Here is a 25,667-nt window from a genome sequence, read left to right as displayed (position 1 = left end):
GGCGGGCGCAGCGCAAACGCTAAGAGCGACCGCGTCAGACGGCATTTAATCGAGCGCTGTTGCTATTCGATCTCGGTCGCCGTACGCCGCGACTTCGAGCCGGACTGACGTTGTCCAATTGTCTTCCCGGAAAAGTCGATCAGAGGTCGCGCACCTTCATCGAAGGCCATCCCATTTAGCTGGTGCGCGTGTCGATCTGCGACAGCCACCAGGCGCATCACGACCGCGGCGGCTAGTGCACGGCATCTCGCGCCTGTGGATTGCGAATGCCCGGTCAAGTGTCAGGCACTTACGCCCGTCCACCATCCACCGAAATGACTTGCCCGGTAATCCAGCTCGCCTGATCACTAGCGAGAAATAGAGTCGCGTTGGCAATATCCTCGGGTGTGCCCAAGCGTCCGGTATTGATTTGCGCCAGGACCTGAGATCGGCGCTCTGGCGTCCATCCTTCCCATTGGTTTCGAGCATCCGGACTGGAAAGGATGAAGCCAGGGGCGACCGAATTGACGGTTACGCCGCCACCCGCCAATCCGACCGATAGCTGCTTCATCAGTCCGATGACGGCATGCTTGGACGATGTGTACCCGTGAAGACCAGTCAGGCTCGGTCGAAGGCCGGCTCCCGACGAAATAACGATGATCCGGCCCCACTTGGCTTTCGTCATGACCGGAGCTGCAGCCTGCGATAGCCAAAGCGCGCTTTTGACATTCGCACCCATGATGCGATCCCAATTCTCATCGGTGATCCCATCCAGGGACAGACCGGCTAGACCGGCAATCCCCCCCGCTGCGAGAGCCAGGACGTCCAGACGCCCCTCGTCCGCGACCACGGAGCGCACCAGCTCCGCTGACGCTTCACGTTTGGACAGATCCACTACGTGAGCGGCCATTTTTAGATCGCGGCCCACCTCGATGATCCCAGGATCGCGGTCGACCAGATGCACCCGCGCCCCTGAATCGCGAAAAGCGGCTCCGATCGCCTGTCCGATCCCCTGCGCGCCGCCGGTAACGATGGCGACCTTTCCGTCGAATCTGATGTCCATTTTTTGCCCAGTTCACATTTCGTCGTGGACGACTAACGCCGCAAGCGCCTCATCGATGGCGAGCGCGACACGATTGACGGCTCTCCGCCCAGCGACGCTTGCGAAGAGAAACTGGTCGGATCCGACTGTCGCAGTTGCGACGGAACGGAGCGGATCGAGCACGGGGTAAGGGTTCTGGCGCAGGGCCGGATCGGGATCGACGCGGCTTCCCCGAGTGTAGTCGATCGGCACCAAGGCACGGGTAACGGCAACAAGAGCTCGGTTGATGCTCTTGGCATCTCGGCCGGAATCGCCCCTCGCCGCTTCCTGAAAGTGCTCTACTGCGTCGCCCAACATTCCGACGCTTTTAACAATCGACCCGATGTCCATGCGACCGTCGAGCGCTACTGCAAGTGACGACAATTCCCGCTGCAAAGCATCCACCTGCCTCCGAATATCGAGCGGCAAAATCTCGTCCGTCAGGAGCCGCCCGATGGCATGTACATAGATGGCGGTATCCCTTACGAGGAGCGCTGGATCGATCTTGTCGAGGGTATCGTCGGGAGTGTGCCACCACCAGCCGAAGCCGGCCCCCTTGCGAGCACCGCCGCCACCGATGGCAGGCCCCATGACGCTATCGCCTTGCCCGGCCGGCTGCTCGCCCATCGCCATGAAGATCGAAGGAATACCAATGCCCCAGAAGGATTGATCCCCGGCGCGGCTCATTCGGTGACCTTCGATCTCCTGGCCGCCTTGCGCACTCACCGCTTCTGCCGCAAGAGCGTACAGCTCGTTCGACGAAAGCGCGTCAGAGAGCACCGTATTGCCCTTGGCTCCAATGGAATCGATGTTCACGTGCGCGACGCACCGAGCCGAGAGCTCATTGAATTTGACGTCTGCATACCAGGATGAACCCGAATAGCGTCCGTGCGAATGACCCGACCAGAAGCAGAGCCTCAGATGACGACGGAGATCCTTGCGATGTAACGCGAAGATGCGCGCCGCCTCGAGCATGGCAGCGTTAGCACTCCCGTTGTCCATTACACCGTAGTACCAAGTGTCATGATGACCAGAGAACAGGACGAAGCTGTCGTCCAACGGATGGCCAGCTTCGAGATTCGCTTCCAACATCGGCGTCTTTCGCCAGCCGGTATCCACTTCGGCCGTCAAAACCGCCGTGATGTCTTCCCCATTCAGCAATCGCCCCTTGAGGGCTTCGCCGTCGCTATTTCGTATGCTCAGCACGACAGTCTTCGGCAACAGCTCGAGCTGGTCCGGAGTTGGATTTCCCCAGACCGGAGAAATGCACATCTCATAGAGATGCTTTGAAGGAGAAATATGAATCTGCCCTATGGCACCGGCCTGGGATGAGCGCAGGCTCGCCGCTGGATTTGCGATTCCGTCTAACAGAACGATCTTCCCTCGCGCATCAGTTCTCGCGAAGTCATCGGGCCCTCCAACGCCCGCGTAGACCAGCTCGCCGCGTACGCCTTCTGGTCCGGAGGAGCGAGAGAACGAGTGAGTGATGCACTCGGGAGCCCAATCTCCGATCGTGATCTGTGCCTGCCCGGGCAGGCTGATATAGGCATCATGCAGGACAAGATTCGTACTGAGGCCATAGCTTTCGAGTTGATGGCGGAGATACCCGAAACTCTCGAGCTCATCAGGGCTGCCAGACAACTTCACACGTCGAGAAAACTCTTCGAGATGCCGCATCATCGACAAAGCCTGGACGGAACTGCAGAATTGCTTGATTCTTGAATTCGCTTGGCGCTCGCTTGCTGCTGTCATCTACCGTCAGGCCTTGCTCGGTGGGAAATCAATGGTCGACTGCTCTGGTGTGCTACCAAGAATAGCCTCTCGTTTGCGGATGCAGCCGAACTCCCTCGCGTTCCAGAATATCGAAGACGGGATGGAGCCTCAGGACCTCTTGCGGGGACCAGACCGGCAGGCGAAACAGCACGCCGTTGAGACCCCAATTGGATTTCGCCTCGATAAGCTGCTCTGCAACCTCGGTTGCCGTTCCGACGAAATAGGGAAATTTGAAGGGTGTCTTCTTTTCGTTTCTGAGGCGGCCGATTTGACCCGACCATTTCCGGGCCGCTTCGTTCGCCTCGATGCTTGCCATCAGGCTGCCAAACATTTCCTTGGCTTCGCCAGGCTCGTCGCGGATCAGAAGGTCCGCAACGACGAGGACCTCGGGCGATTGAGCGATCCTGGCTTCGGCGGCATGATGAGCCAAATCCTCTTTGATCGGCGGCAGATCCGACAATTGGGTCGGAGAGGCGAACATGTAGTCGCAGTGCTCCGCCGTAAAACGTCTTCCACGCTCCGACGCAGCGGCGCAGACGAATACCGGGCGCTCCGCCGGATACGGCCCCTTCATCTTGCCGTGGCACTTGTAATGCACCCCTGAAAATTCGGTGCGCTTCGACGAGTCCCACAGCGATTCGATGATCCGGACTGCCTCATCGGAAGCGTCGTAGAGAGTGGCGCTATCCGGGAGCGTCTCGAAGCCGAATAGGCTCGCTTCGTAGTCACGATAGCCGTTGACGATGTTCCAACCCCAGCGGCCATCGCTCAGCCAATCCATGTTAGCCCCGAAGCGCGCTATGTGCGTGGGGTGGAAGAACGTGGAATGCAGCGTGGATATGATGCCGAGATGCTCGGTCACCATGATCAGGGGGGCGGCCAGGGTTAAAGCGTGGAGCCCAGGGTCCTGAAATCCGAAGCGGGTTCCTTCTTCCGAACTCGGTGCGTATCCGTCCCCGAGAAGCACCAGATCCAGAGCCACGTGCTCGCAAGCACGCGCGAGATCCAACTGGATGCCGAGGTCGAGCGGATCAGGATTCAGGGCCGCGATCTTTTCTGACGGTAACAATGTGCGTGTTCCTGGCCAAAAAATGCCAAAGCGCATCGTGCCGTCGAAGGCCTTCGGCTTCCGCCTACTCAGGGGAATGCCTCGGGCAGTCGTTTTAAGCATGAAATCTCCCCAGAACTAGATCGCCAACCCTAATTGTGTTATATCATCATTTAAGTTTATGACCAGCTTGTCATACAAAAAACTTGTAATGTAATTTTGTTGCGTGCTGATCACGACCGAGCTATGCGCTGTGCATGGGCGAAGGAGCACGCGAAGATGACCGGGACGAAAGTCGACGATCTTTCTGTGGCTGGTCAGGCGATCAGCCTGCGCAGCTTGGTGGCCGATCGTCTCCGTCAAGCAATCGTCACCGGACGCTTCCCGCCGGGTAGTCAGTTGCGCGAGCGCGAGCTCTGCGAATTGACGGGGGTAAGTCGACCATCACTGCGCGAAGCGTTCAGGATACTGGAAGCGGAAGGCCTTATTGCCACTGCGCCTCACCGCGGACCGGTCGTCACCGCAATGACCGTCGATGAAGTGGGGCACCTTTATGCGTTTAGGCGGCTGCTTGAGACCTTCGCGGCCCGTGAGTTCGCTCGACGACGTCGGCCTGAGGATCTTGTCGCATTGAAACGGGCAGTGAAGCGGCTAGACGAGATCGAGGCGACCGGCTCGCCCTTCGAACTGCTTGAGGCCGGCACGACATACTACAGCGCGATCGCGGCCGGCAGCGGCAACCCGTATCTGGCTGAAGCCTTAGGTACGCTCCACAACCGGATCAAGCTTATTCGCTTCATCTCGCTGCAGAAGGAGGGCCGTGCACAGGGAATAGAGTCGCTTCGTATCTTGAGCGACGCGATCGTCGCCGGCGACGAGGAAGGCGCGGAGCGGATCGTTAGCGAACACCTCGACAGAATAGCCGTGCTGGCCAGGGCAATTGTCGAATCGGGCTACGCTTTGCCGAGCGAGCCGGCTGTCGCCATCTAGCGTCCGCTTTCGGTCTCGCCCCTACAGCGCAAACTCCGACAAGGTTGCACATTCCGGCATGTCCCGGATTTCTTCCGCGACAGCCAGTCGAATCAACTCCCGCACGGCCTTATTCGGGGAAGCCTCCCGGTGGGAGAGCAGATACGCATTCCGAGTAAGGGTCGGGCCCGTGATCTTCCGGACACGCAATGTTCCCTGCTGGCATTCGCGACGAACATTCGCGTACGGCATCACCGTGGCGACGTGTCCCTCCTCGACAAGAGTCTTAACGAGATCCGTTGAGGGGAGCACGTTCTGGATATCCAACGTGATGCCCGCCGTTTCCGCGGCTGCGACGAGCTTGCGGTAGAGCAGCTTCGTCAGCATGGGGTCGGCGATGGCCAATGGAAACGCTGCAAGCTCGCGGAATTCGATCGGCGGTCCAATGAGGGCTTCACCAGCGATCGGCTTTTGAACGAGGTATAGCCATTCGTGGAGCAGTTCTTCTCGTACGATGTTCGGATCGAGCGGCCCCTCGCACGCGATGGCCATATCCACCCGCTTCTCCGAAACCCAGTCGGCCAATATCGGAGTGGGCGCCTCGAGAAACTCAAATCGGACATGCTTCAATTTCTCGTTGGCTTTCCGCGCAAGCGAGATCGCCATCATGGCCGCCATGCTGGGGGCAAGACCGAGTCTGATTTCGCCTTTTTCGAGCGTCCTGCAATCACCGACCGCTCGCACGGCTTGATCGACATTGCCCAGGATGACCTGCGCGCGCTCGAGCAGGATCGTACCCTCGGGCGTCAGCTCGACGCCTCGGGAATGCCGCACCAGTAACGGTACTCGCAGCTCTTCCTCCAGGTTCCGGATTTGCAGTCCGAGAGCGGGCTGCGTAATTCTCAAGGCTTCGGCCGCGCGAGTGAAGCTCCCGTGCTCGACAATCTTGCAAAACGAGCGAAGCTGACGAAATTCCATCACGACCTCCAGCTTGATAAGCATTCCGCGTCGCAAGAAAGATGCCAACCTGTGCTTCAAATCTCAGACTGAGCAGGCTCACTGCGACACAGACATCGTCCTTGCAACGAGTAGAATAGCTAGTACTTCGCGAGATTCACCCGAAAACGGTGTTCTTACGCGTATTCCCAACGATCGGGGGCAGCGAACATCGCTGCGTCAAATCGTACTTCACCGCCATTCGCGGCAATGGCGATGCTCAGCGTTCTACTCGACGTCCCTATCCGTATGATCCTGACCTTTGCCTTGTGGTCTTTGCTGCTCATCGAGAGTGAAGGCGCCACCCCCATCCGCAAATATAGCGAACGAGTTTTTGGATATCGGCTTCCGCAGCACTCTGCCCAACCAATCAGCAATCCATCGGAATGATGTGCGTTCGCCGCGACTACAATTGGGCAACCGAGTCCACTCCCAACGTTCTCTCTGTGCCTGCAAACCAGAAATCGCCGGCTCTCGCTCAGGGACGCAGTGACGCGGAATCCACGCTGCCGATGTCCCACCAGACGCCGGCCATCAGGCCGAGCCCTTCGCGAAACAGCGACGCCAAGCCGTGCTCGTCCGGACCATGCTGATTGCACCCCCCATAGGAGAAAGGTAGCCACAAGACGGGCGTGCCGAGTTCCTGTCGAAACAGCTCGGAAGGACCCGATGCGCCGATATTCGGAACGACGTTGGGAGGCCTGCGTGCTGTCTCTGTCATCGATCTCACGACAAGCCGCACCCAAGGATCGTTGGACGATGTCCTTGATGCCGGAAACGCGTCGCGTTCTTGGACCGCCAAGACCTGCACGTCGCCGAACCCCTCCTTGTCGAGGTGCTTTCGAAGCCCACTCACAAGCCCATCGGCCGGTACATCGACCGTATGCCGCACCTGGATCCGGGCGCGCGCGTTGCCCGATACAGCGTTTACCGGAGCATCAGGTTGCCCGGACACGCTCGCGAGTACGACTGCGCTAGTCCACATGAAGATACGCTCGGCGCGGGAGAGGCCGGGTTCGCCCCACTGGGGATCCGGCGACGGTCCATTCGGCAGCTCATCGACTACGATCTTGGCACAAGCGTTTCGCACATCTGCGGGGATCATGGCCGGCGTCCATCCCTCCACCAGAATTCGGCCGTCTCGCGAAATGATGCTCGCGATTGCATGTGACAAGATGACCGCAGGATCTTTGAGAAGCCCACCCCAATGTCCCGAATGAAACCCGCCCTCGCGGAGATTCACGACTAGATCCATCGCAACGCCTCCTCGAGTCCCGAGGGTTACCTCCGGTATCGAGATCGACTGGCGTAGACCATCGAGAGCTATGAAGACATCCGCTGCGCACGCCTCCCGGTGGCGTTGGAGTATGCCGCGTAAGCCCGGAGAACCGGCCTCTTCGCCCGTCTCGACGAAGATCTTCGCATTGAAGCCCAATCGTCCACGAACCGAGAGCACTGCGCGCAAGGCCTCGATGGCAAGCAGATGTTGGCCCTTGTTGTCGACCACGCCCCGACCGTAGATCTTGTCGCCTTCGACCTTGACGGTCCACGGGTCCAGGTCGGTCCTCCACCTCTCCGGCATAGCTCGCACGACATCTCCGTGCCCATAGATCAGCACGGTCGGCAACGATGCGTCCTCGATACGAGTCCCGAGCATCACCGGCCCATGCTGCTGTTCCGGGTTATCGAGAATCGAGATCGAAAATCCAAGCGACTCGACCAATGGACCAAGCACTTCGCGGCAGTAACGCACCAAATCCTCCTTGCGCTCCGGAGGATGACTTTCGGTTGGTACCGCTACGAGGCTTTCGAGCCGGCGAAGAAAGTCGCCCGCGTCGTAGCTTGCTTTTGCCGCACTGATCGCTGCGTCACGAGAAGGATTCATCCCAAAGCCTCAGATTACTATTTCGAAGATAGAGCCGGCGCCGATCGGGGATCGCTCATCGGATACAAGACTTCCGAACGACGACAGAGTTCGTCGGCAAGCTCTTCCCCCTGATCGCGACGACCGATTTCGATGTCGTTGATCAACCCCACCAGGGCCTGGAAAAGTGGCACCCCGAGATCGTGCCGCCGCGCGATTTGTTCGATCGGCTGGAACTGCGCGGATACCTCGGTTGGCCGCTTTCGAACCGCGAGATCCCGCCAGATTCCGCTGTGGGTCTTACCGGTCCCGCGGTTGAATGCTGCCAACGCATCGAAACATGCGTTCATCGCGATATCGTCGCGCGCTACGAAGGCCGCGGGCTCGAAAGTATCGAATCCAAGCGGAGAAGCACCTTCCGCCAGCGCGACATCCAGCACTTCTTGCGCGAGCTTTGTCAGGAGGACGCGCCGCTTTGGATTACCAATGAAATCGGCGATCGGAGCATGGGTCAGTGCGGAAGCAGTGAGCATTGCACCATAAGCTGCCTTACCCCAGAGATAGCCCATGATGTTCGAGCTTATTACCGCGTTATCTTCGAATAGCCTAAGGCACCGATTGAGATGTTCGAGGCGCGGAGTGATCGTGCCATCGAGCTCTCCAACAGCAACAGTGCCGCGGAGTCCATAGGTGATCCGCCCCGGCTCCAGGTAATCTCCGGCGAAATTGACGAAGCCGCCGATCGTGCGGTCGCGGCCGACGATATCGGCGATTACTGGCTCGTTCAGGCCATTCTGCAGTGAAACCACGTAACCATCCGATGCGAGATGCGGGAGCAACGCCAGACAGGCATCTTTCGTATGCTGCGATTTGACGGCGAGCAGGATGGCGTCGAACTTTCCGTTCAGTCCTTCCGGCTTCGTGGCGGAAATGCCGATCGAGAAGCCTCCCATCGGGCCGTCTATCGTAAGCCCCTTCGAGACGATCCGCTCCACGTGCTCGTCGGCCACGTCAACAAGGATCACATCTTGTCCAGCGCGTGCGAGGTGGGCCCCCACAATGCCTCCGATTGCGCCCGCTCCCCAGATGCAAACCCGATCAATCATCTGCGGCCGCCGTTACGAAAGCTCATCGTGAGCCGTCTCTTTCGACGCTGCGACGGTCGCGGCAGCGATCAGGCCGGTTGCTATCAACAGATATGATGGCGAGATCGGCGATCCTGTTGTGTGGATCAGCCAAGTTGCCACATAGGGCGAGAATCCACCGAATATCGTCACCACCAACGCGAAGGCGAAAGAGTTCAAGAACGAACGGGATTTGGTGGGAAAGATTTCCGTGATGGCGGCGGGCCCCACGCCGGTATGAATGGCCATGACGGCTCCAAGGACGCATTGCACGGCAACGATCCAATACAACCCGGGCGCTGACGAGATGAATGAAAAGATGAAATATCCCATAGCCGAGAAAAACAGATTCACGGCGATGAGCAACGGCTTGCGTCCGACGCTGTCAGAAAGAAAACCCCAAATGGGCGTAAAGACGATTGCGCAAATGAGTCCCGTCGTGTGCGACCAGAGCGCCTGGCTCTCGCTCAAACCTCCTTGCTTGGCGGTAAACGTCGCCATGTAGCTCAAGATCAGATACTGACATGTCGTCCAACAAATTCCGAACCCGACGGCACGCAGGACCATGATGGCCCCCGTCCGAAAAGACATCGGCTCGGCTTTAGACTTTTTCGACTCCAGAAAGGCTGGAGTGTCCTCGAGGTCGCGCCTCATCCAGATGCCGATGGGGAGCAGAACGCCCCCTATGATGAATGGGACACGCCACCCCCATTCGACCATCTGATCCGGAGTCAAGATGCTATTCAACACGGCGGAGACCGCCGAGCCGATCAACAAGCCGACGATGGTGGATGCCTGCTGAAAGCTTCCGTAGAAACCACGCAGATGACGCGGCGCCCACTCGATGATGAACGCCAAAGAACCACCGAGTTCGCCCCCTGTGGAGATGCCTTGCAGCAAGCGAGCGGATACAAGCAGGACAGGCGCCCAGACGCCGATAGTATTGAAGCTCGGGATAAGGGCCGTGCCAACCGTTCCGATCGCCATCACGTAGATCGTCGTCATGAGCGCCGTTTTGCGGCCAAACCGGTCGCCTATCCAGCCAATCAATAAAGCGCCAGCGGGTCGGGCCACGAAGCCAGCACCGAAAGTCGCGAAGGTCGATAGCAACGCAGCGGTAGGATCCTGCGATGGAAAGAAATTTCGCGCGATGTAGGTGACGACGAAGGCGAAGACGCCCCAGTCATACCATTCGAAGATGTTGCCGACGGTCGCGGCGGCGATGAACTTCCTGAAGGCTGGCCGTGGCTCGGACCGATCGATAGTCGCGCCGGCTAGATGCATATCGGTGGCACTTGTCTGATCGACCATGGTCTCCCCTATTTCTTTGAACTCGGACCATCTGCGGAGAAGCCGCAGCTCGTTACCAAGAATAGTCCCTTGCCTTTGGATTCTTGCGAACGCCGGCGCGCTCCAGGATTTCCATGACTGGCGCCAGGCGAAGCACTTCTTCGGCCGAGCAAATTAGAGGCCGGAACAAGACGCCGTTCAGCCCCCATTGTTCATGAGCGGCGATGATCTGATCCGCCACCTCGCGTGACGTTCCGACAAAAGCCGGGAATTTGAACGGGTTCTTTTGCTCGTTGCGCAGTCGTCCAATCTGTCCCGACCACTTCCGACCGGCCTCATTGGTTTCCATGCTGCCCATCAGATCGTCGAAGACCCGCCTGGCCTCACCTTGCCGCTCTCGAATGTGGAGGTCGATCACCACGAGGATCTCAGGCGCCGGCCGACCGGCTTCGTGCGCATAGCGACTGACGTCCTGCTTGATGGCCGGAAGGTCGGATAACTCGGTTGGAGATGCGAACAAATAGTCGCAGTGAGTGGCGGTGAATCGACGCCCTCGGTCGGAGGCCGCTGCGCAGACGAAAACGGGGCGCTCCGACGGATACGGTCCCTTCATCTTGCCGTGGCTTCTGTAATGGCGACCATCATATTCGGTCCGGCGCGCGCCGTCCCAGAGAGACTCGATGACCGCGATTGCTTCGGCGGCCGCGTCGTAGAGCGCAGCGCTGTCTGGCAGCGTTTCGAAGCCGAACAGACTTGCTTCGTAGTCTCGATAACCGTTGACGATGTTCCATCCCCAACGACCGTTACTCAACCAATCCAAATTGGCGGCGAACCTCGCGATGTGAGCCGGGTGGAAAAACGTCGTGTGAAGTGTGGAAATCACGCCCAGATGGCGCGTGGCCATAATGATCGGCGCCGCAAGAATGAGGGCGTGCAACCCCGGATCCTGAAATCCGATGCGCGTGCCTTCTTCGGAGCTCGGCGCGTATCCGTCGCCTAAGAGCACGAGATCGAGTGAAACTTGCTCGCAGGCTCGCGCCAAAGAAAGGTGGTTCTCGATGTCAAGAGGATCCGGGTTGAGCTCCGCGATGCGCTCGGAAGGAAGCTTTGTTCTTGTCCCAGGCCAGAAAATGCCAAAGCGCATACTGCCGTCCCAGCGCTTCGGCTTCCGAGAGCTTCCTGTCCTGGGAAATTCAATCTCTTGCATCGTTCCTCTCGGTGCCCCCGAAATCCACGGCCGCCCTCAGGCATTATACTTCCGCAATTCTAACATGATTGACAACATGATCGTCAAATCATCTTACAACATTACATTGCATATTTTTTGTGCAGGCCCTCGGAAAATATAGGCAAAACAGCACGATACGAGACCAGGAACCACCATGCGGAAACGGATCCGCGGGAGAGTAAGTCGATAACTGGTATTATCTAACCTCTTTGTTCCTCAAGCTGCGGGGCGTCCCTTGGGTTCAAGACGGCGCGAATAGCATCTGCGATCGCCTACTGCGGGCAATGCCCTCCTCGGCTTCATCACATCGGCAAGCGCTGTTGATGGTCGCGGCCCTAGGCCAGGCGTCCTCCGTCGATCGGTAGGGCGACCCCGGTGGTGAACGAGGCTTCGTCGCTGAGGAGATAGAGAACGGCTCCGACGACTTCCGACGGAAGGCCAAAACGCCGCATCGGATGCATGGACTTTTGCAGATCTTCTCGTGCCGATTGAGCGGTTGCATCTCCGGCTTCCGCGATAGACAGACGAACCATCGGAGACTCGATCGTTCCGAGACAGACGCAGTTGACGCGGATGTTTTCGGTCGCGTGATTGAGCGCTAGGCTCTTAGTTAAAAGCGTTACGGCCCCCTTCGTGGCCGAATAAACCGACAATACGGGTGAGCCACGAAGACCGGCCGCCGAAGAAAACAGCACGACCGAGCCGCGGCCGAGCTCGCGCATTTGCGGAATCAAGTACTTCGCGGCGAGCCAACTCCCCTTAACGTTCACGTCGAAGAGCAGGTCGAACTCGTCTTCCTCCACTTCGATGGCCTTTTTTGATGGACCTGCGATACCGGCCGCCGCGACCAGTGATTCAACAGGGCCAAACCGCTCGCGCGCCGCTTCTGCTGCCCGCTTCACGTCCGCCGCGTATCTTACGTCACCCACGACTGTTTCTGAGTCCGGGCAGATTGTGGCTGTTTCCGCCAATCCGTTTGGATCGCGATCGAACAAGACCAATTTTGCTCCTTCATTGGCCAGCGACGCCGCGCAAGCGCGCCCCAGTGCGCCGGCGGCACCTGTAACGACAGTGACTCGTCCCTCGAACCGCCGTTGCGTTCCTGCGTTCATGCCAGCTCCTTTCGAGGGCCGTAGTCGTAGCAAGCGAGTCAATGCCGCTCGCCGCCGAGATAGAACTCTTGAAGTTCCTCCATCGCGATGCCACTTCCGACTTCTCGTTCATAGGCGATGCGTCCGCCTCGGATGACATAGATGTAGTCGGCGATGTCGAGCGCCATGCCGACGTTCTGCTCGACAAGAAGCAACGTGAGGCCCAAAGATCGCAGGTTCAGAATCGCCTCCGCGATTTCCTCCACTACGCGGGGTGCGAGAGCCGCAGATGGCTCGTCGAGCAAGAGCACGCTAGGACGCGCCATGAGCGACCGCCCAATCGAAAGCATCTGCCGCTCGCCTCCGGAGAGGAGGCCAGCATTGACGCGGCGGCGCTCCTTCAAGCGCCTGAATCGGCCATAGATCCCCTCGAGGTCTTCGGCGATCATTTTCCGGTCCCTCCTCCGGTGGAAGGCGCCCATAAGGAGATTTTCTTCGACGCTCATTGCGCTGAAGACTTCCTTTCCTTGCGGCACGAGCGACAGGCCATGCGCGACCCGCTCCTCCGCCGGAACGGCGTTTATCGTATTCCCGTTCAACTCGACCTCGCCTTGCTGCACGGCAACCAACCCGACGATCGACTTCAGGGTCGTCGATTTGCCGGTACCGTTTCCTCCAAGCAGCGCAACCAACCCACCCGACGGAACGTTCATGCTGACGCCATTCAGAATGCGTGTGCGACCATATCCCGCGACAACGTTCTCAAGCTTGAGCACGGCGCTTCCATCCCGAGCCGATGTAGGCTTCTATGACAAGAGGATCGTTCACGATCTGCTCCGGCGTTCCCTCTGCGATCTTCCGGCCGGCGTCCAGAACCACCACGTGGTCGCAGAGCTCGCGCACCACGCGCATCACATGTTCGACCAGGAGGATCGAGATGCCGAACTCGTCCCTCAGTCTTCGAACGAGCAGTATCAAACGGTCGACATTCGGCGGGGAGAGCCCCGCAGCCGGCTCGTCGAGAACGAGCATGCTAGGTTCGCTCATCAATCCTCGCGCGATCTCCACCATGCGCTGCTGGCCGATAGAAAGCCCTGTGACCGACCGCGACGCGAATTCCTCAAGCTCGAACCACGAGAGCAGTTCGCGGGCTCGCGCTCTGGCTGCGGCCTCCTCGGAGCGCGCACTCTCCCGATTCAAGGCGGACCCGATAACCCCGGCGCTCATCCGGATATGGCTGGCAAGGACCAGATTGTCTTCAACGGTCAAAGAACCGAACAATCGCAACATCTGGAAAGATCGCGCCATGCCGAGCCGCGCCCGCCTGTAGGATGGCAGCCGCGTTACGACTTCTCCGGCGAACACGATCTCTCCTTCATCCGGCACCGCCTCGCCCGTCAGCAGATTGACCATGGTCGACTTTCCGGAACCGTTCGGCCCGATCAAACCCACGATCTGTCCCTCCCCTACGGCGAGCGTTGCGTCATTTACCGCAATCACGCCACCGAACCGCTTGACCAGACGCCGTGCCTCCAGCAATGCCGTCTTCATCTTGCGGCGCTCCGACGTAACCGACCGATCACGCCCTCGGGCACCAAAGTCATGCCGATCACCAGGATAGTTCCGTAGATCAGCATCTTGTATTCGGCGTATCTTCCTAGAAATTCCGGGAGGACTGCGAGCACGACGGCTCCGATGATCGGGCCGATGAACGTACCGCGTCCGCCAAGCATCATCATCGCCACGACCGTCGCCGAGATCCAGATCGTGAAATCGTCCGGCGTCACTCCTCGCAAGGAATGCGCCGTCAGCACCCCCGCTATGCCGGCCAACGCCGCATAGGCGACGAATGCCGTGAGCTTGCCGCGCGTCGTGTTAAGCCCGATCGCGCTCGCCAGCGTCTCGTCGTCGCGTATCGCGACCCATTCCTTTCCCAGCCGAGAGTTGACGAGACTCCAGGCTGCGAGGACGCATATGGTCGTCACGCCAAGCGTCAACCAATAGTACGATCTAAGACTTCCCAGTTCGAAGAGTGTCGTCCCGAAAACCGCCACTTTGCCCGCGCTCTCAACGTGCAATCCGACCTGCCCCCCGGTGAAGGAGGTCCATTGCGATATGGCCAGGTACATAATCGTCTGAAAGGCGATCGTGACGATCGCAAGAAAATGTCCCGTCAGACGAAGAGCGGGAATTCCGAGCAGAAGGCCGAACGAGCCGGCGACGAAAGCTCCGGCGGGCAGGTGCCACCAAATTGACGTGCCGAGATCACGACTCATGATGGCCGCCGTATATGCGCCGATGCCGTAAAACGCGCCCGTCGCGAACGAGAATTGGCCGCAATAGCCGGTGACGAGATCGAGCCCGAGCGTCAGAATGACATAGAACAGGATCGTCATCAGCACGCTGAGTTCGTATCCTCCCAGGCCCAGCGGGGCGATCGCCAGGGCGGCGATCACAGGCAACGCGCAAATGGACATCTTCATGATCGGCCGACCGATTTGCCGAACAATCCATTCGGGAGGAACAATAGCACCCCGATGACGATGACGAAGCCGACGATGTCCCGCATCGAATTCGAGACATAAGCGGACGTAAGCGACTCGATCAGGCCGAGAAGCAGGCCCGCGACCGCCGCTCCGATGACATTTCCCATTCCCCCGAGGATGACGACCGTAAACGCCTTCAGGGCGATCATGCTGCCGACGATCGGATAGACCAGAAACACGGAAGACATCAACATCCCAGCGATTCCCGCCAACGCCGCGCCGGTCGCGAACGTCACGAGTGCGACGCGACCGACCCGGACGCCGCAGAGTCTGGCCACGGTCGAATGTTGGGCCATGGCCCGAAGGCTGCGGCCGGTCCAAGTGTACCGGAGAACGGCGTAGAGAGCCCCGATCAGGGCCACCATCGTCAACGGAATCAACATACGTTGATGAGGAAGAAAGACGGGCCCGAACTCCGTCGGAAGCTCCGAGAGAAGGGGCATCTTCGAAGCGTCGAGGTTCAGGCGCTGCGGCTGCGGTCCCATGACGATCAACGCGGCATTCTGCAGCGCGACCGCTAAGCCGAAAGACGATACGATGGAGCTCGTCGCATCACGGTCTTTCATGGGCCGATGAAGGATCGCCTCGGCTGCGAGGCCCACGCTCGCTGCCACGGCGAGAACGAAGACGATGGCCGGCAGGACCGGCAGGTTCATCACTGTGATGGCGAATATTCCGGCATAGCCCCCGATCATGTAGAACTCGCCGTGAGCGAAATTCACCACTCCCAAAATGCCAAAGATCAACGTCAAGCCCACGGCGACGAGCACGTAGGTACTGCCTGTCACGACGCCGTTGACAAGATACTGCAGGAAAAGGTCCATCTGATTCGCCGGCTCACACTTCAAGCCGTCGTTTGCCGTCCTTGATCACAGCTATGAAATCGGGAAAGTCGACGCTACCCTTTTCATTGAAGGCGGCTGTGGTGCCGGCCGGGCCCTGCGCGAGCGCGAAATCCTTCATGCCACCTTTGATCATCTTCTGGATCTCCAGCCCGTCCGGCTTTCCGACGCGCCGCATTGCTTCCAAGCCGATCGACGTGGAGTCGAACCCGATCGAGGAGAACGTGTTGGCATCCTGATTGAACCGCGCGCGAAAGCGGTCGGCGAAGGCGCGTCCGACGGGATTTGGAGTCGAAGGCTCGAAGACTGTGGCGACGGCGAACCCCTCCGATGCCGGTCCGGCGAGCTTGATAAAGTCGTCGGACAGCATGGATCCAGAGCCGACGAATTGAGCGCGAAGGCCGATCTCGGCCGCCTGACGGACGATGTTGGCCCCATCGCCGGCCCAACCTCCGATATAGACCGCCTCGGGGCGCAGGGTGCGGACTTTTGTGAGCATCGAAGAGAAATCTTGCTCACCGGCGTTGTAACTGTCCCGCGAAACAATTGCCCCGCCGACCCCGGTGACTACCCGCGTGACTTGATCGGCGAGCGTCACGCCATAATTGGTGTTGTCGTGAATAATCGCGACCTTCGTCTTCTTGAATTTCTCCACGATGGCTTTCGCCGTATCTTCACCCTGCCTGTTGCTATCTGGCCAAGAGCGGAAAAACCAGGGATCTCCTGGAGAGTTCTGATCCGTCGCGGCGGCAGCAGTCGAGCCGCCCGACAGCATCGGGACTTTGTATTCGGCCGCCACCTTGACAGCTGCGACCACGACGGCGGAGGCGTATGTGCCGACGATGAACGGAACCTGGTCGCGCTCGATCAATCTGCGTACTGCAGTCACGCCCTTCGTCGAATTGCTTTCGTCGTCCTCGATGACGAGCTCGATCTTCCTGTCCAGCAGCCCGCCTTTCGCGTTGATTTCCTCGACCGCGAACTGAAGACCCAAAAGTACCTGCCGACCTTCGATGCTGGCCGCGCCGGACATCGGCAGCATCCCGCCCACTTTGATGGGGGCGTTCGATTGGGCGCGTGCGATGTACGGCGTCGCCAACGAAACGCCGGCAGCTGTCAGAAAACTTCTGCGAGAAAGTCTCGTCATAGACAGTCCTTTCATATCCGATGTTGTGCCAATAGCTCGGCTCCGGGTGCCCATGCTCATCAACCGTTCGTGCTCTCGTATTCCTTGACCCAGTGTTGGGCGACCTCGGTCCCTGTGGCGAACCAGACGTTCGGGAACGTACGGATGAACGCGATCAACTCCCTTATGAGGGCCACGCGACTCGGCCGACCGCTCACCTGCGGGTGGAAAATAATGTCGTAGAGCCCTCCCCAACGGTAGATCTCTCGGAATTCGTCCTTGAAGACCGAGAGCATGTGCTCGTTGGTGAAGATCGGCCTCGGAGACTTGATCGAGAATAGCGCGAATGGCGCATCATCCAGACTCCAGTGCCAAGGGAGCTCCACCGGGCCCTTCGAACCATCGGGCAGCCGATGACGATAGGGATTGACGTCGTCCATCAGCGAGGAGTCGTAAAGAAAGTCGTGCTTCTGAAGCAGCCTGAAGAGTCCTTCTGATACTTCCCCGGCCGGCGATCGATACCCTTTCGGTACGACATCGACCCGCCGCTTCAATGCTTCGAGACCCCGCTCCATTTCCTCGATCTCGGCCTGCGGATCGTTGGCGATCCATCGATGCGAGTACGAATGATGTCCTATCTCGTGCCCATCCTTGACGATCATCTCCACCCGGCCGGGGTGGTTGTCGACTACCCAGCCAGGCACGAAGAACGTCGCCTTCAGGTCCTCGTCGCGCAGCGTATCCAGGATCTTCGGAACACCCACCTTCGCGCCGTAACGGCCCTGGCTCAGCACGCCAGGGCGGCCGGCGTTGTCCGGGTCGCGCCCGGTCCATAGAGTCTCAGCGTCAAAATCGAAGGTCAGCATGACGGCGCACTGCGCGCCATTTGGCCAACGAACGCTCATGTCGTGCATCTGCGACCTCTTTCGTTCGTCAAATCTTGCCGTGCCGCGCCGCCAGGATTCCTCCGTCGACCGGCAGCACCGTGCCCGTGATGAAGGCGGCGTCTTCGGAGGCAAGAAACGCGACGGGGCCTGCGATATCCTCAGGTTGCCCTACTCGCTCCAAGGGCGTTCCTTCGATCATGAGCCTCTGGTAGAGAGCGTTCTGCTGGCGTCCCGTGGTCATCGGAGTCGCGATAACGCCCGGTGCGATCGCATTCACCAGTATGCCCTCCGGACCGAGTTCGCCGGCCAGTTGCCTGGTGAATTGAGCGACGCCCGCCTTGGCGACGGCGTACGCCGTGGTGCCGGGGTAACCGGTCAGGCCGAAGATCGACGATATGTTGATGATGCGCCCGCCGGGGCGAGTGAGGCGAGGAAGGACCGACCTCGTTATTCTGAGAAGGGATGCCAAATTGGTCTGAAGAAATCGGTCGATCAGTTCGTCGTCGGTATCCTGCAGCCGCTTAGAACCTCCGATGCCTGCGTTGTTCACCAGGATGTCTATCTTCCCGAGCGCCTCCATCGCGGTGGCGACGATCCGAGCCCCCGCGTCGGCATCAGTCACGCTCTTGATCAACGCGGTTTGCCCCAAGCGACGTGCAGTCGCCTCCACGTCAGGATTGAGGTCCACCAGAAGGACCCTCGCGCCTTCGGAGACGAACCTGTCGGCGATGCTTTCGCCGATACCGCGTGCCGCTCCGGTCACGATCGCGGTCTTTCCGGCAAACCGCTCGTTGGAGAAGCCGACTTTTTCTTTCATCTCGGTCACCGTTGGTCCTAAGCCACGTCAGCTTTAGACGTATTGCTATACGATACGAATGCATCGTAATTGTCTTGCATCGGATGGCTCGCGGTCAAGCGCAATTTTCGCTCACTACAGGCTGTTCTGAAATCAAACTGCACTTTTCGGTACCACGACTTACGCGACCGTTCGCGTTACCAGCATTCTCGCGATGCGTAGAATGCGTTCTGCTCGCCACGATCAACGCCGAGGCCTGATCGTCAGCTGCACAAGGAGTCGGCGTGGTAGCGAAGCGACGGCTCGGCGGCGCACTGAACGACATCAGTCCAGCCACAGGAATCTGAGATAATCGCAGGTGACGTACCGGCATCTCGGTACGCCAACGAAGGCTGCAAGGCTGCGTGCGGCGTTCGATTTCGATTATCGCAGAATGGCCGGAGCGAGATCCGCCGCCCCTATGATCGCTCGTTCGACTCGTGGGGCTTGCGCAATCCCCGGCCTTCCAGGATCGGAAAGACATCGCGGGCAAATCGCTCGATCCCGTCGTGAAAATCGACCCATGTACAGAGAACGCCGTCGAGGCCGGCTTGATTGAAGACCTGAAGTTGGTCCGCGATGTCGTCGGCGGTGCCGAGCAGGATGTTTCCGCCGGCACCCGCCGCAAAGCGGATGCGGAAGTCGCTCATCTGCTCGGGCGAGACGATCTTGGTTTCGGCGGCAAGCCCCTTAGACCACGCGTCGACACTTTCCTTATCTTCGAGTTCGACGGCATAGTACCGCAGATATGCCTCAGCTTCTTTGCGTGTGTCGCGCTGGACCACCGGGCAATAGGTCCAAACCTGGATTTCCCGCCCAAATTCATCCTTGGCCATTTGCTTATACTCGTCGATTTGCTTGCGGCAAATTTCGGGGTCGTTCGAACGCAAGATCACGAAAGCCATATCGGCGTGCTCGCAAGCAAAACGCATTCCGCGCGGCGAGCCCCCCGCGTTCATGATCGGCGGACGCGGGCGCTGCAGAGGTTTAGGCATCGAGGCACCTCGGACGACCTTGTAGAATTCGCCCGTGAAGTCGAACTCCTCTTCCTCGTTCCACATTCGTTGAATGACTTCGAGCCATTCTCCGAGGTGATCGTATCGGGCATCGTGCTCCTTCAGTGGAGCTCCGAACATTTCGAGTTCCGGGCGATTCCATCCGCCGACGACATTCAACCCGAACCGTCCGCCTGATATGATATCGATGGTGGCGCACTGCTTGGCGCACGTGATCGGATGGACAGTCGGAGCATGTGAAGTCGCGAATATCGCCGAGTAGCTCGTCGCCTGGGCGACGCCCGCGGCCCAAGTGAAGGGATCGAGGACGATGCCGCTCGCATGGTTGGGACGTCCGGGGATGTAACCCTTCCATCTCGCATACGCGACAATCGCCTCGAAACCAGCGCGATCAGCCATTGTTGCGGTGTCGACCGAGTTTTTCCACGTCGGCTTATATTGCTCGGGAGCAAGGGTCTGCGCGCCACCCTTACCGTTCGTTCCAAAGATCCCAAGCTTGAGCTTATTGGAGTTGAAAAGCGGATTGTTCGACATGGCGCCCCCTAAACAAACACTCGGCTGTATTACAATACGATACGATCGAATTGAATTGAATTGAATACTATTTTTGATAATGGCGTCTTGTCAACGGCAAAGGTGGACGCGTTCACGCGCCCTTTTGGCTTGACGTCGATTACGACCTCCCTCCCCTGGCCACGCGACGGAAAGCCCCTGTCGCTCAGGCCGAGGGCACGCCAAATCTTGATGCATCGGAAGCGCGACGACTACTGAGCCTTTTCGCGCCGCAACTTGGCCCCTAAGGCCGGCTTGAGGGACGCGTCAGCGCCCGGTCGTTACCTATGCGGGGCCTTCAACCCGCCTGAATCATAGTATCGCGGCTGGCGCGTGCGGCAGGAGCTTGCTTTCAGCGGTGTCGTGATTGATCCACATAGTCGCTCTTTCAGCGCGCAAGAGCGCGTCCACTTTCTCCATGGAAGCAACAGACGCACTCTTGTCGGCGTTGAAGGCCGGAACCCGGCGAAGACGAAAGTTTTCCCGATTGTGAGCGACATCGCCACTGAGCAAGACCGAGCCGGTTTCGGGCAACCTTATCAATAATGAGCAGTGACCAAGCGTGTGCCCTGGCGTGAAGATCAAGCGAACAGCTCCATCTCCGAAAACGTCGTGATCCCCTTCGACCAGCTCGACCTCGTTCTGCCTCATGGTCTCGTAGAGTTCAGGTGAATATCCGAACTCTTCGGGGTTTGGTCCGAACATCGCTTCGTATTCGGCCTTTTGTGCGATCCACTTCGCCTTGCGAAACAGGCGACAATTGCCGACGTGGTCGTAGTGCGCGTGAGAGATTGCGATGGTCCCTATTTGGCCAGGCGCGACGCCCAACTCGGCCAGTTGCGCTTCCAAAGTCCTTCTCACCGTCCCCCGGATGCCGTGTGCAATAATACGCCCAATCGGCTCCGAAACTAGATCGTCCTGCGTTCCCGTATCCCACAAGAACCATCCCTCGCGATGTCGGACGAGATAGGCGTTACAGCTCAACGTCATCGGCACGCCCACGTTCAGGCCCGGCGAGTAGATCGAACCGTCATCAACATGCGCTTCACCGCCGTCGAGAATGAATATCTTTTCTATCGATGCATAATTGCTCATCGTACAATGGTGTCCGTAACTAAATAAGTTTGACGCGCAATTCGCCGAGGCCTTCGACTGAAGATACGACCTCGTCTCCCGCTTTGAGCCACTGACGCTCCTCTCGAGGAGCCTTCTCTCCGAGAATCACGCCCTGCGGCGTCCCTGTGAACATTATGTCGCCGGCCTTTATGCTCATGACGCTCGATGCATAGGCGATCAGCTTGCGGCAGTCGAAGATCATGTCCCGCGTGTTCCAGTCCTGGCGAATTGTGCCGTTAACCCATGTCTGGAGCTTCAGGGCGTTAGGATCCGGTACCATACCGCGAGGCACAAGCCACGGCCCGACCGGACCGAAGCCATCCGAAGTCTTGCCGGCCAGAAATTGTGAAGTCGCGGTCTGCAGCTCGCGCGCGCTGACATCATTTCCGATAGTGTAACCGGCAACAACATCAAGTGCATCGTCTTCCGACACGTCCCGGCAATTTCGTCCGAATACGATGACCAGCTCGGTCTCATAATCGAACTGCCGGGCTACTCGCGTGGGCAGATGCACAACTCCACCGTGGCTATTGAGAGCGTTATTGAATTTGTTGAAAAGCGGCGGTGCCTTGGGGACCGGTGTATTGGTTTCGATGGCGTGTTCCCGGTAGTTGAAACCGACACAGATGATCTTTTCGGGACGGGTCACCAGAGGCGCGAACGAGATGTCCGAGATCGGCGTGACAACGAAGGCTGATCCCCGACTTTTTATCGCCTCAAGCACAGCACGCACTTCGGGAGCTCGCCCGTTTTGCAGGAGATCGTCGATATCGCGCGGGGCCGATAGACCTATAGCCGCCGCGAGGGTGGTCAAGTTTACGACACCGCCCTCGACCTCTGCGCCAAGGGCGTATCCGTCGTCGACACGCAGATTGGCAAGGCGCGCGTCAAGATCGGAGACCTGAATGTTCAGTTCGTTGCGAGAGTTCATCTTTGCTTATCTTCCAGAGCACCGTCGGAGTTCACGCCGTGCGAACCCGATCCGTAAGCTTACATCACCAAAAAAAGAAAGGGCCCGCCGCCGCCGTTTGGCGGCGGCGGGTGCCACGGCCAAGGGGGCCACGGCAGTCTCAGGAGGATGTCCCAACAGGGACCACGGAGTGCGCAGAACCATGCTGCGGCACAATTCAGAAAAGCGCGTTTGGCCGTCGGCAAGAAAAGCCTCCCACCGCCTCTACTCGTAAAACAAACCCTTGCATCGATGGAAATCGCGAGGCGCATCACGATGCGAGGCTCCCAGTGCATTTCACTCCACATCGGATTTGGGCTCGCGATAGAACAATCCAGTCACAATCAGTCCCACGATAAGCCAACCGACGGTGTACCAAAGGCCCGCGAAGATGTTTCCTTGCGCGACGGCGATGGCGAACGCGAATGTCGGTAGCAGACCGCCGATCCAGCCACTGGAAAAATGATAAGGAAAAGACATCGCTGTATAGCGGATGCGCGCAGGGAACATCTCCGCCATCGCCACGCCCACGGGGGCGTAACCCAGTGCCATAGCAAGAAGCAGCACCAGCAGCAGTGCAATAATCTTCATTTGATCGGTCGCGGTCGGGTTCCCGGGTGCACCGAAACCCGCTTGCTTGATTCCTTCCTTGATCTCGCGCGCGAAGGTCGCCTGATCGAATGCTCCGGACGAATTTACAATCAGCACGAGATCGCCGATCCGCACCTCGGTCGTGCCGGCACCAGGTTGATCGACACTCGTGTAATTGACGGACGATGCGGCCAGAACTTGGCGCGCGATATCGCACGGCGACGTGAACTTGCGATTTCCGAGTGGGTTGAACATGAAAGAGCAACCCGATGCGTCGGTGCGAACCGAGACAGCGGTCTCTGCCTGAGCCTTGGCGAGGGCAGGATTGGCCACTGCGGCGATCTGATGAAAGATCGGAAACGTCGCCGCTAGGCCGAGAGCAAACCCTGCAAGCATCACGGGCTTCCGACCCACGCGATCGGACAGCCATCCTGAGAACCAGATCATAGGTATCGACAAAAGCGCCGCGATCGTGGTGACCAGATTGGCGACGGGCATCGAGACATTCAATGTCCGCGTCAGAAAGAAGAGGGGATAGAGAACCGCATTGTAGTATACGACAGACATACCGCCCCCGATGCCGATCAAGGCGACGCAAAGTAGTCGGATGTTTCTCCAGCTTCCAAACGTTTCGCGGATCGGCCCACTGGATAGCCGTTTTTCTTCAGCCATCTTCTGGAAGACCGGCGATTCGTGCATCTGCAGACGCACTCGAATCGATAGACCCAGGAGGACGATCGAAATAAGAAACGGAATTCGCCAGGCCCAGGCGTCGAATGCAGCCGTCGACGCAAATGCCTGCACTGTTTGTATGGAGATCAGAGCCAACAGGAAGCCGAGGGTGCCCGTCATCTGAATGAATGAGGTGCTCAAACCTCTCTTGTTTCTCTCGACGTGCTCGGTCACGTAGATGACCGCCCCACCGTACTCGCCCCCAAGCGCCAAGCCTTGCAGGATACGCAGGGCGACCAACATGATCGGCGCAAGGATTCCCACCGTCTCGTAAATCGGAAGAAGACCTACGGCGAAGGTGGCCAACCCCATGATAACGATGGTTATCATGAAGGTGCGCTTGCGGCCGATTAGGTCGCCTAATCGTCCGAATACGATCGCACCAAACGGCCTGACCACGAAGCCGACGCCGAAAGTCAGCAATGCAAAGATGAAACTTATAGACGGATCAAGACCGCTGAAGAATTTGGCCGCGAGCACTCCCGCCATCGCCGCATAGAGCGTGAATTCGTACCACTCAAAAACGGTGCCCATCGCGGCGGCCGTGATCGTGCGGACTTGCAAGCCTGTCGAGCCGGCGGAATCCGAGGACGGAAGTGTGCTCCCGGTGATCTGCGATGCGATCGGCTCGTTCGGTAGACTGACTCTGTATGTCGGCATGTTTCGCTCCCCTTATTCAAAATTGACAGCAATCCGGGTCCGCGCGTTACAGACGATGGCTCTGCGCGCAGCTTCCTGACGGACGTTGGTTACTTCTTAGCTCTCGCCCCCTTCTGTAGTCGGACTGCGGACAATTCGTCGAAACGAGAAGCACCTGCCTTCTCGTTCGGCGTCATTCCCGCCATGAAGCCACATGAGAAAGCTGGATGCGCCTCCGGACGGCTTCGTCGACATCCTCCGAGGTCACGCGGCATGCGATGCGATCGCGGTTTACCGAACGATCCCGTTAAAGAACGGGCAGCTGAGCGATGGCCGCCAAGGAACGTCGATGGACGAAGCGATCGTCTCGACTCCCAATTGCGACCCAAAATCACCGCGCGATCTCCTAAAGTTTATCTCTCATAGCAGAACTGGTATTCTTTGGAAGAATTATTTTCTTATAGCAGAATTCGTATTCTATAGAAGATTTTTGCATGGCACTTCCGTCTTCTGCAACTCGCTATGTCTGGGCCGGATGTGACATTAGAGGTGCTGCCGCTTAGGATTAAGGCGATGAGCAGCGACGGCTGAAGAGTGATTCGGAATGGCTAGGACGGCGGTAAAGAAGATTGGCAGACAGGATCCGGTAAGCCAGGCATTTGGCGACCGGGTTCGGCTACTGCGTGAGCAGGCCGACCTCACTCTCGATCAAGTCTCGAAGCTTTCGGGCGTAAGCAGAGCAATGCTTTCGAAGGTCGAGCGAGGCGAAAAAAGCCCGACCATCGGTGTCGCGAAGCGCATCGCTCATGCACTGGATACTTCGTTCTCTACACTGGTCGGTGACGAAGGAGCCTCGCGCCGTGCGTTCGCGCTAGTGCGGAAGAATCAAAGACAGGTCTTTCGTGATGCCGAAACAGGCTTCGAGCGCTATCTGCTTTCGCCGGTCATGGCCGGGATGCCGGTCGAAGTCGTCCTTCACCACCTGCCGCCTAAGGTGTCGACCGGCAAGCTGCCACCCTACCCTGCCGGAGTGACCAAGCACGTGCTCGCCTCGCAAGGCCGCATCGTGGTCGGTATCGACAATGTGGAGACCGTTCTCGAGGAGGGAGACTCGCTCTATTTCGAGGCCGATGTAGAGCATTGGTTCGAGAACAAAAGCTCCCGGTCTGTCGAATACTACCTCGTCATTTCCGCCGCACAGCTATTTCCCCGCCGCAACGACACGGCTTCCTGACTTTTCGGCGACCGCTTCTCAATCGCTCCGCTCGTTCACGGCGGCTGGACGCCCGTCGCCGATCCCTCGGCACGCGCCCCAGGACAGCGTGCGAACTTGCGGACAGATCAAATCTTCTATAGAAGATAATTTCTTCCATCAATTGATGCAAAGCCGACG

Annotated in this window: 22 protein-coding genes; 2 read left to right on the top strand and 20 right to left on the bottom strand. The window is 58.7% G+C overall.

Annotated features, from left to right (window positions below; all coding sequences use genetic code 11):
- Nucleotides 1-289: 289 nt before the first annotated feature.
- The 3 genes from UNPF46_RS04620 to UNPF46_RS04610 form a co-directional block, all read right to left on the bottom strand.
- Nucleotides 290-1,042: an SDR family NAD(P)-dependent oxidoreductase gene (locus UNPF46_RS04620; RefSeq protein ID WP_142249205.1), complete on the bottom strand. Its 753-nt coding sequence runs from the start codon at nucleotides 1,040-1,042 to the stop codon at nucleotides 290-292.
- 12 nt (nucleotides 1,043-1,054) lie between these two features.
- Complete coding sequence (locus UNPF46_RS04615; protein ID WP_142249204.1) at nucleotides 1,055-2,740, bottom strand: M28 family peptidase; 1,686 nt, start codon at nucleotides 2,738-2,740, stop codon at nucleotides 1,055-1,057.
- A 124-nt stretch (nucleotides 2,741-2,864) separates the two neighbouring features.
- Nucleotides 2,865-4,004, bottom strand: a complete 1,140-nt coding sequence (locus UNPF46_RS04610; RefSeq protein WP_142249203.1) for an LLM class flavin-dependent oxidoreductase — start codon at nucleotides 4,002-4,004, stop codon at nucleotides 2,865-2,867.
- A gap of 156 nt (nucleotides 4,005-4,160) precedes the next feature.
- Here UNPF46_RS04610 and UNPF46_RS04605 point away from each other — a divergent pair, with 156 nt between their 5' ends.
- The gene (locus UNPF46_RS04605) at nucleotides 4,161-4,871 is read left to right on the top strand and encodes a GntR family transcriptional regulator (RefSeq protein WP_181769777.1); all 711 of its coding nucleotides are present in this window, start codon (nucleotides 4,161-4,163) and stop codon (nucleotides 4,869-4,871) included.
- Between the two features lie 21 nt (nucleotides 4,872-4,892).
- On the opposite strand, the gene UNPF46_RS04600 is transcribed toward UNPF46_RS04605, so the two are convergent.
- The 17 genes from UNPF46_RS04600 to UNPF46_RS04520 form a co-directional block, all read right to left on the bottom strand.
- A complete protein-coding gene (locus UNPF46_RS04600; protein WP_142249201.1) occupies nucleotides 4,893-5,852 on the bottom strand; it encodes a LysR family transcriptional regulator in 960 nt (319 codons plus the stop codon).
- A gap of 472 nt (nucleotides 5,853-6,324) precedes the next feature.
- Nucleotides 6,325-7,731: a M20/M25/M40 family metallo-hydrolase gene (locus UNPF46_RS04595; RefSeq protein WP_142249200.1), complete on the bottom strand. Its 1,407-nt coding sequence runs from the start codon at nucleotides 7,729-7,731 to the stop codon at nucleotides 6,325-6,327.
- 17 nt (nucleotides 7,732-7,748) lie between these two features.
- Complete coding sequence (locus tag UNPF46_RS04590) at nucleotides 7,749-8,816, bottom strand: ketopantoate reductase family protein (RefSeq protein ID WP_142249199.1); 1,068 nt, start codon at nucleotides 8,814-8,816, stop codon at nucleotides 7,749-7,751.
- A 12-nt stretch (nucleotides 8,817-8,828) separates the two neighbouring features.
- Nucleotides 8,829-10,145, bottom strand: coding sequence for an MFS transporter (locus UNPF46_RS04585; RefSeq protein WP_142249198.1), 1,317 nt, complete (start codon nucleotides 10,143-10,145; stop codon nucleotides 8,829-8,831).
- A gap of 52 nt (nucleotides 10,146-10,197) precedes the next feature.
- Complete coding sequence (locus UNPF46_RS04580; protein WP_142249197.1) at nucleotides 10,198-11,331, bottom strand: LLM class flavin-dependent oxidoreductase; 1,134 nt, start codon at nucleotides 11,329-11,331, stop codon at nucleotides 10,198-10,200.
- 356 nt (nucleotides 11,332-11,687) lie between these two features.
- The gene (locus UNPF46_RS04575) at nucleotides 11,688-12,464 is read right to left on the bottom strand and encodes an SDR family NAD(P)-dependent oxidoreductase (protein ID WP_142249196.1); all 777 of its coding nucleotides are present in this window, start codon (nucleotides 12,462-12,464) and stop codon (nucleotides 11,688-11,690) included.
- Nucleotides 12,465-12,502: 38 nt separating this feature from the next.
- Nucleotides 12,503-13,219 (bottom strand): ABC transporter ATP-binding protein, encoded by a 717-nt coding sequence (locus UNPF46_RS04570; RefSeq protein ID WP_142249195.1) that lies wholly within the window; start codon nucleotides 13,217-13,219, stop codon nucleotides 12,503-12,505.
- Nucleotides 13,206-13,994 (bottom strand): ABC transporter ATP-binding protein, encoded by a 789-nt coding sequence (locus UNPF46_RS04565; RefSeq protein ID WP_142249194.1) that lies wholly within the window; start codon nucleotides 13,992-13,994, stop codon nucleotides 13,206-13,208. The genes UNPF46_RS04570 and UNPF46_RS04565 overlap by 14 nt, the downstream gene beginning before the upstream one ends.
- Entirely contained in the window at nucleotides 13,991-14,926 is a 936-nt protein-coding gene (locus UNPF46_RS04560) for a branched-chain amino acid ABC transporter permease (RefSeq protein ID WP_210248326.1), read from the bottom strand. The genes UNPF46_RS04565 and UNPF46_RS04560 overlap by 4 nt, the downstream gene beginning before the upstream one ends.
- Nucleotides 14,923-15,813: a branched-chain amino acid ABC transporter permease gene (locus UNPF46_RS04555; RefSeq protein WP_142249193.1), complete on the bottom strand. Its 891-nt coding sequence runs from the start codon at nucleotides 15,811-15,813 to the stop codon at nucleotides 14,923-14,925. The genes UNPF46_RS04560 and UNPF46_RS04555 overlap by 4 nt, the downstream gene beginning before the upstream one ends.
- Nucleotides 15,814-15,826: 13 nt before the next feature.
- The gene (locus UNPF46_RS04550) at nucleotides 15,827-16,978 is read right to left on the bottom strand and encodes a branched-chain amino acid ABC transporter substrate-binding protein (protein WP_181769776.1); all 1,152 of its coding nucleotides are present in this window, start codon (nucleotides 16,976-16,978) and stop codon (nucleotides 15,827-15,829) included.
- A 59-nt stretch (nucleotides 16,979-17,037) separates the two neighbouring features.
- Complete coding sequence (locus UNPF46_RS04545; protein WP_100177115.1) at nucleotides 17,038-17,871, bottom strand: polysaccharide deacetylase family protein; 834 nt, start codon at nucleotides 17,869-17,871, stop codon at nucleotides 17,038-17,040.
- Between the two features lie 19 nt (nucleotides 17,872-17,890).
- On the bottom strand, nucleotides 17,891-18,661 hold the full coding sequence (locus UNPF46_RS04540; protein WP_100177114.1) for an SDR family NAD(P)-dependent oxidoreductase: 771 nt from the start codon (nucleotides 18,659-18,661) through the stop codon (nucleotides 17,891-17,893).
- A gap of 437 nt (nucleotides 18,662-19,098) precedes the next feature.
- The gene (locus tag UNPF46_RS04535; protein WP_100177113.1) at nucleotides 19,099-20,229 is read right to left on the bottom strand and encodes an LLM class flavin-dependent oxidoreductase; all 1,131 of its coding nucleotides are present in this window, start codon (nucleotides 20,227-20,229) and stop codon (nucleotides 19,099-19,101) included.
- A 330-nt stretch (nucleotides 20,230-20,559) separates the two neighbouring features.
- Nucleotides 20,560-21,342 (bottom strand): N-acyl homoserine lactonase family protein, encoded by a 783-nt coding sequence (locus tag UNPF46_RS04530; RefSeq protein WP_100177112.1) that lies wholly within the window; start codon nucleotides 21,340-21,342, stop codon nucleotides 20,560-20,562.
- A 19-nt stretch (nucleotides 21,343-21,361) separates the two neighbouring features.
- Nucleotides 21,362-22,294, bottom strand: coding sequence for a fumarylacetoacetate hydrolase family protein (locus UNPF46_RS04525; RefSeq protein WP_100177111.1), 933 nt, complete (start codon nucleotides 22,292-22,294; stop codon nucleotides 21,362-21,364).
- A 315-nt stretch (nucleotides 22,295-22,609) separates the two neighbouring features.
- Nucleotides 22,610-24,295 carry an MFS transporter gene (locus UNPF46_RS04520; RefSeq protein WP_142249191.1) on the bottom strand — a complete coding sequence of 562 codons (1,686 nt, stop codon included), beginning with the start codon at nucleotides 24,293-24,295 and terminating at the stop codon, nucleotides 22,610-22,612.
- Between the two features lie 583 nt (nucleotides 24,296-24,878).
- On the opposite strand from UNPF46_RS04520, the gene UNPF46_RS04515 reads away from it, so the two are divergent.
- Entirely contained in the window at nucleotides 24,879-25,508 is a 630-nt protein-coding gene (locus UNPF46_RS04515; protein WP_100177109.1) for a helix-turn-helix domain-containing protein, read from the top strand.
- Nucleotides 25,509-25,667: the final 159 nt, after the last annotated feature.

The organism is Bradyrhizobium sp. UNPF46 (genome assembly GCF_006658625.1).
GTDB classification, from domain to species: domain Bacteria; phylum Pseudomonadota; class Alphaproteobacteria; order Rhizobiales; family Xanthobacteraceae; genus Bradyrhizobium; species Bradyrhizobium nitroreducens.
The sequence above is the reverse complement of the archived record's forward strand: the minus strand, read 5'-3'. Positions and strand labels throughout refer to the sequence as shown.

Bases quoted from the DNA above. Each gene is read 5' to 3' on its own strand.
- UNPF46_RS04620 (WP_142249205.1), bottom strand. From the start codon at position 1,042: ATGGACATCAGATTCGACGGAAAGGTCGCCATCGTTACCGGCGGCGCG.
- UNPF46_RS04580 (WP_142249197.1), bottom strand. From the start codon at position 11,331: ATGCAAGAGATTGAATTTCCCAGGACAGGAAGCTCTCGGAAGCCGAAG.
- UNPF46_RS04605 (WP_181769777.1), top strand. From the start codon at position 4,161: ATGACCGGGACGAAAGTCGACGATCTTTCTGTGGCTGGTCAGGCGATC.
- UNPF46_RS04565 (WP_142249194.1), bottom strand. From the start codon at position 13,994: ATGAAGACGGCATTGCTGGAGGCACGGCGTCTGGTCAAGCGGTTCGGT.
- UNPF46_RS04595 (WP_142249200.1), bottom strand. From the start codon at position 7,731: ATGAATCCTTCTCGTGACGCAGCGATCAGTGCGGCAAAAGCAAGCTAC.
- UNPF46_RS04585 (WP_142249198.1), bottom strand. From the start codon at position 10,145: ATGGTCGATCAGACAAGTGCCACCGATATGCATCTAGCCGGCGCGACT.
- UNPF46_RS04560 (WP_210248326.1), bottom strand. From the start codon at position 14,926: ATGAAGATGTCCATTTGCGCGTTGCCTGTGATCGCCGCCCTGGCGATC.
- UNPF46_RS04555 (WP_142249193.1), bottom strand. From the start codon at position 15,813: ATGGACCTTTTCCTGCAGTATCTTGTCAACGGCGTCGTGACAGGCAGT.
- UNPF46_RS04600 (WP_142249201.1), bottom strand. From the start codon at position 5,852: ATGCTTATCAAGCTGGAGGTCGTGATGGAATTTCGTCAGCTTCGCTCG.
- UNPF46_RS04515 (WP_100177109.1), top strand. From the start codon at position 24,879: ATGGCTAGGACGGCGGTAAAGAAGATTGGCAGACAGGATCCGGTAAGC.
- UNPF46_RS04610 (WP_142249203.1), bottom strand. From the start codon at position 4,004: ATGCTTAAAACGACTGCCCGAGGCATTCCCCTGAGTAGGCGGAAGCCG.
- UNPF46_RS04535 (WP_100177113.1), bottom strand. From the start codon at position 20,229: ATGTCGAACAATCCGCTTTTCAACTCCAATAAGCTCAAGCTTGGGATC.
- UNPF46_RS04550 (WP_181769776.1), bottom strand. From the start codon at position 16,978: ATGACGAGACTTTCTCGCAGAAGTTTTCTGACAGCTGCCGGCGTTTCG.
- UNPF46_RS04575 (WP_142249196.1), bottom strand. From the start codon at position 12,464: ATGAACGCAGGAACGCAACGGCGGTTCGAGGGACGAGTCACTGTCGTT.
- UNPF46_RS04520 (WP_142249191.1), bottom strand. From the start codon at position 24,295: ATGCCGACATACAGAGTCAGTCTACCGAACGAGCCGATCGCATCGCAG.
- UNPF46_RS04545 (WP_100177115.1), bottom strand. From the start codon at position 17,871: ATGCACGACATGAGCGTTCGTTGGCCAAATGGCGCGCAGTGCGCCGTC.
- UNPF46_RS04590 (WP_142249199.1), bottom strand. From the start codon at position 8,816: ATGATTGATCGGGTTTGCATCTGGGGAGCGGGCGCAATCGGAGGCATT.
- UNPF46_RS04525 (WP_100177111.1), bottom strand. From the start codon at position 22,294: ATGAACTCTCGCAACGAACTGAACATTCAGGTCTCCGATCTTGACGCG.
- UNPF46_RS04530 (WP_100177112.1), bottom strand. From the start codon at position 21,342: ATGAGCAATTATGCATCGATAGAAAAGATATTCATTCTCGACGGCGGT.
- UNPF46_RS04615 (WP_142249204.1), bottom strand. From the start codon at position 2,740: ATGATGCGGCATCTCGAAGAGTTTTCTCGACGTGTGAAGTTGTCTGGC.
- UNPF46_RS04540 (WP_100177114.1), bottom strand. From the start codon at position 18,661: ATGAAAGAAAAAGTCGGCTTCTCCAACGAGCGGTTTGCCGGAAAGACC.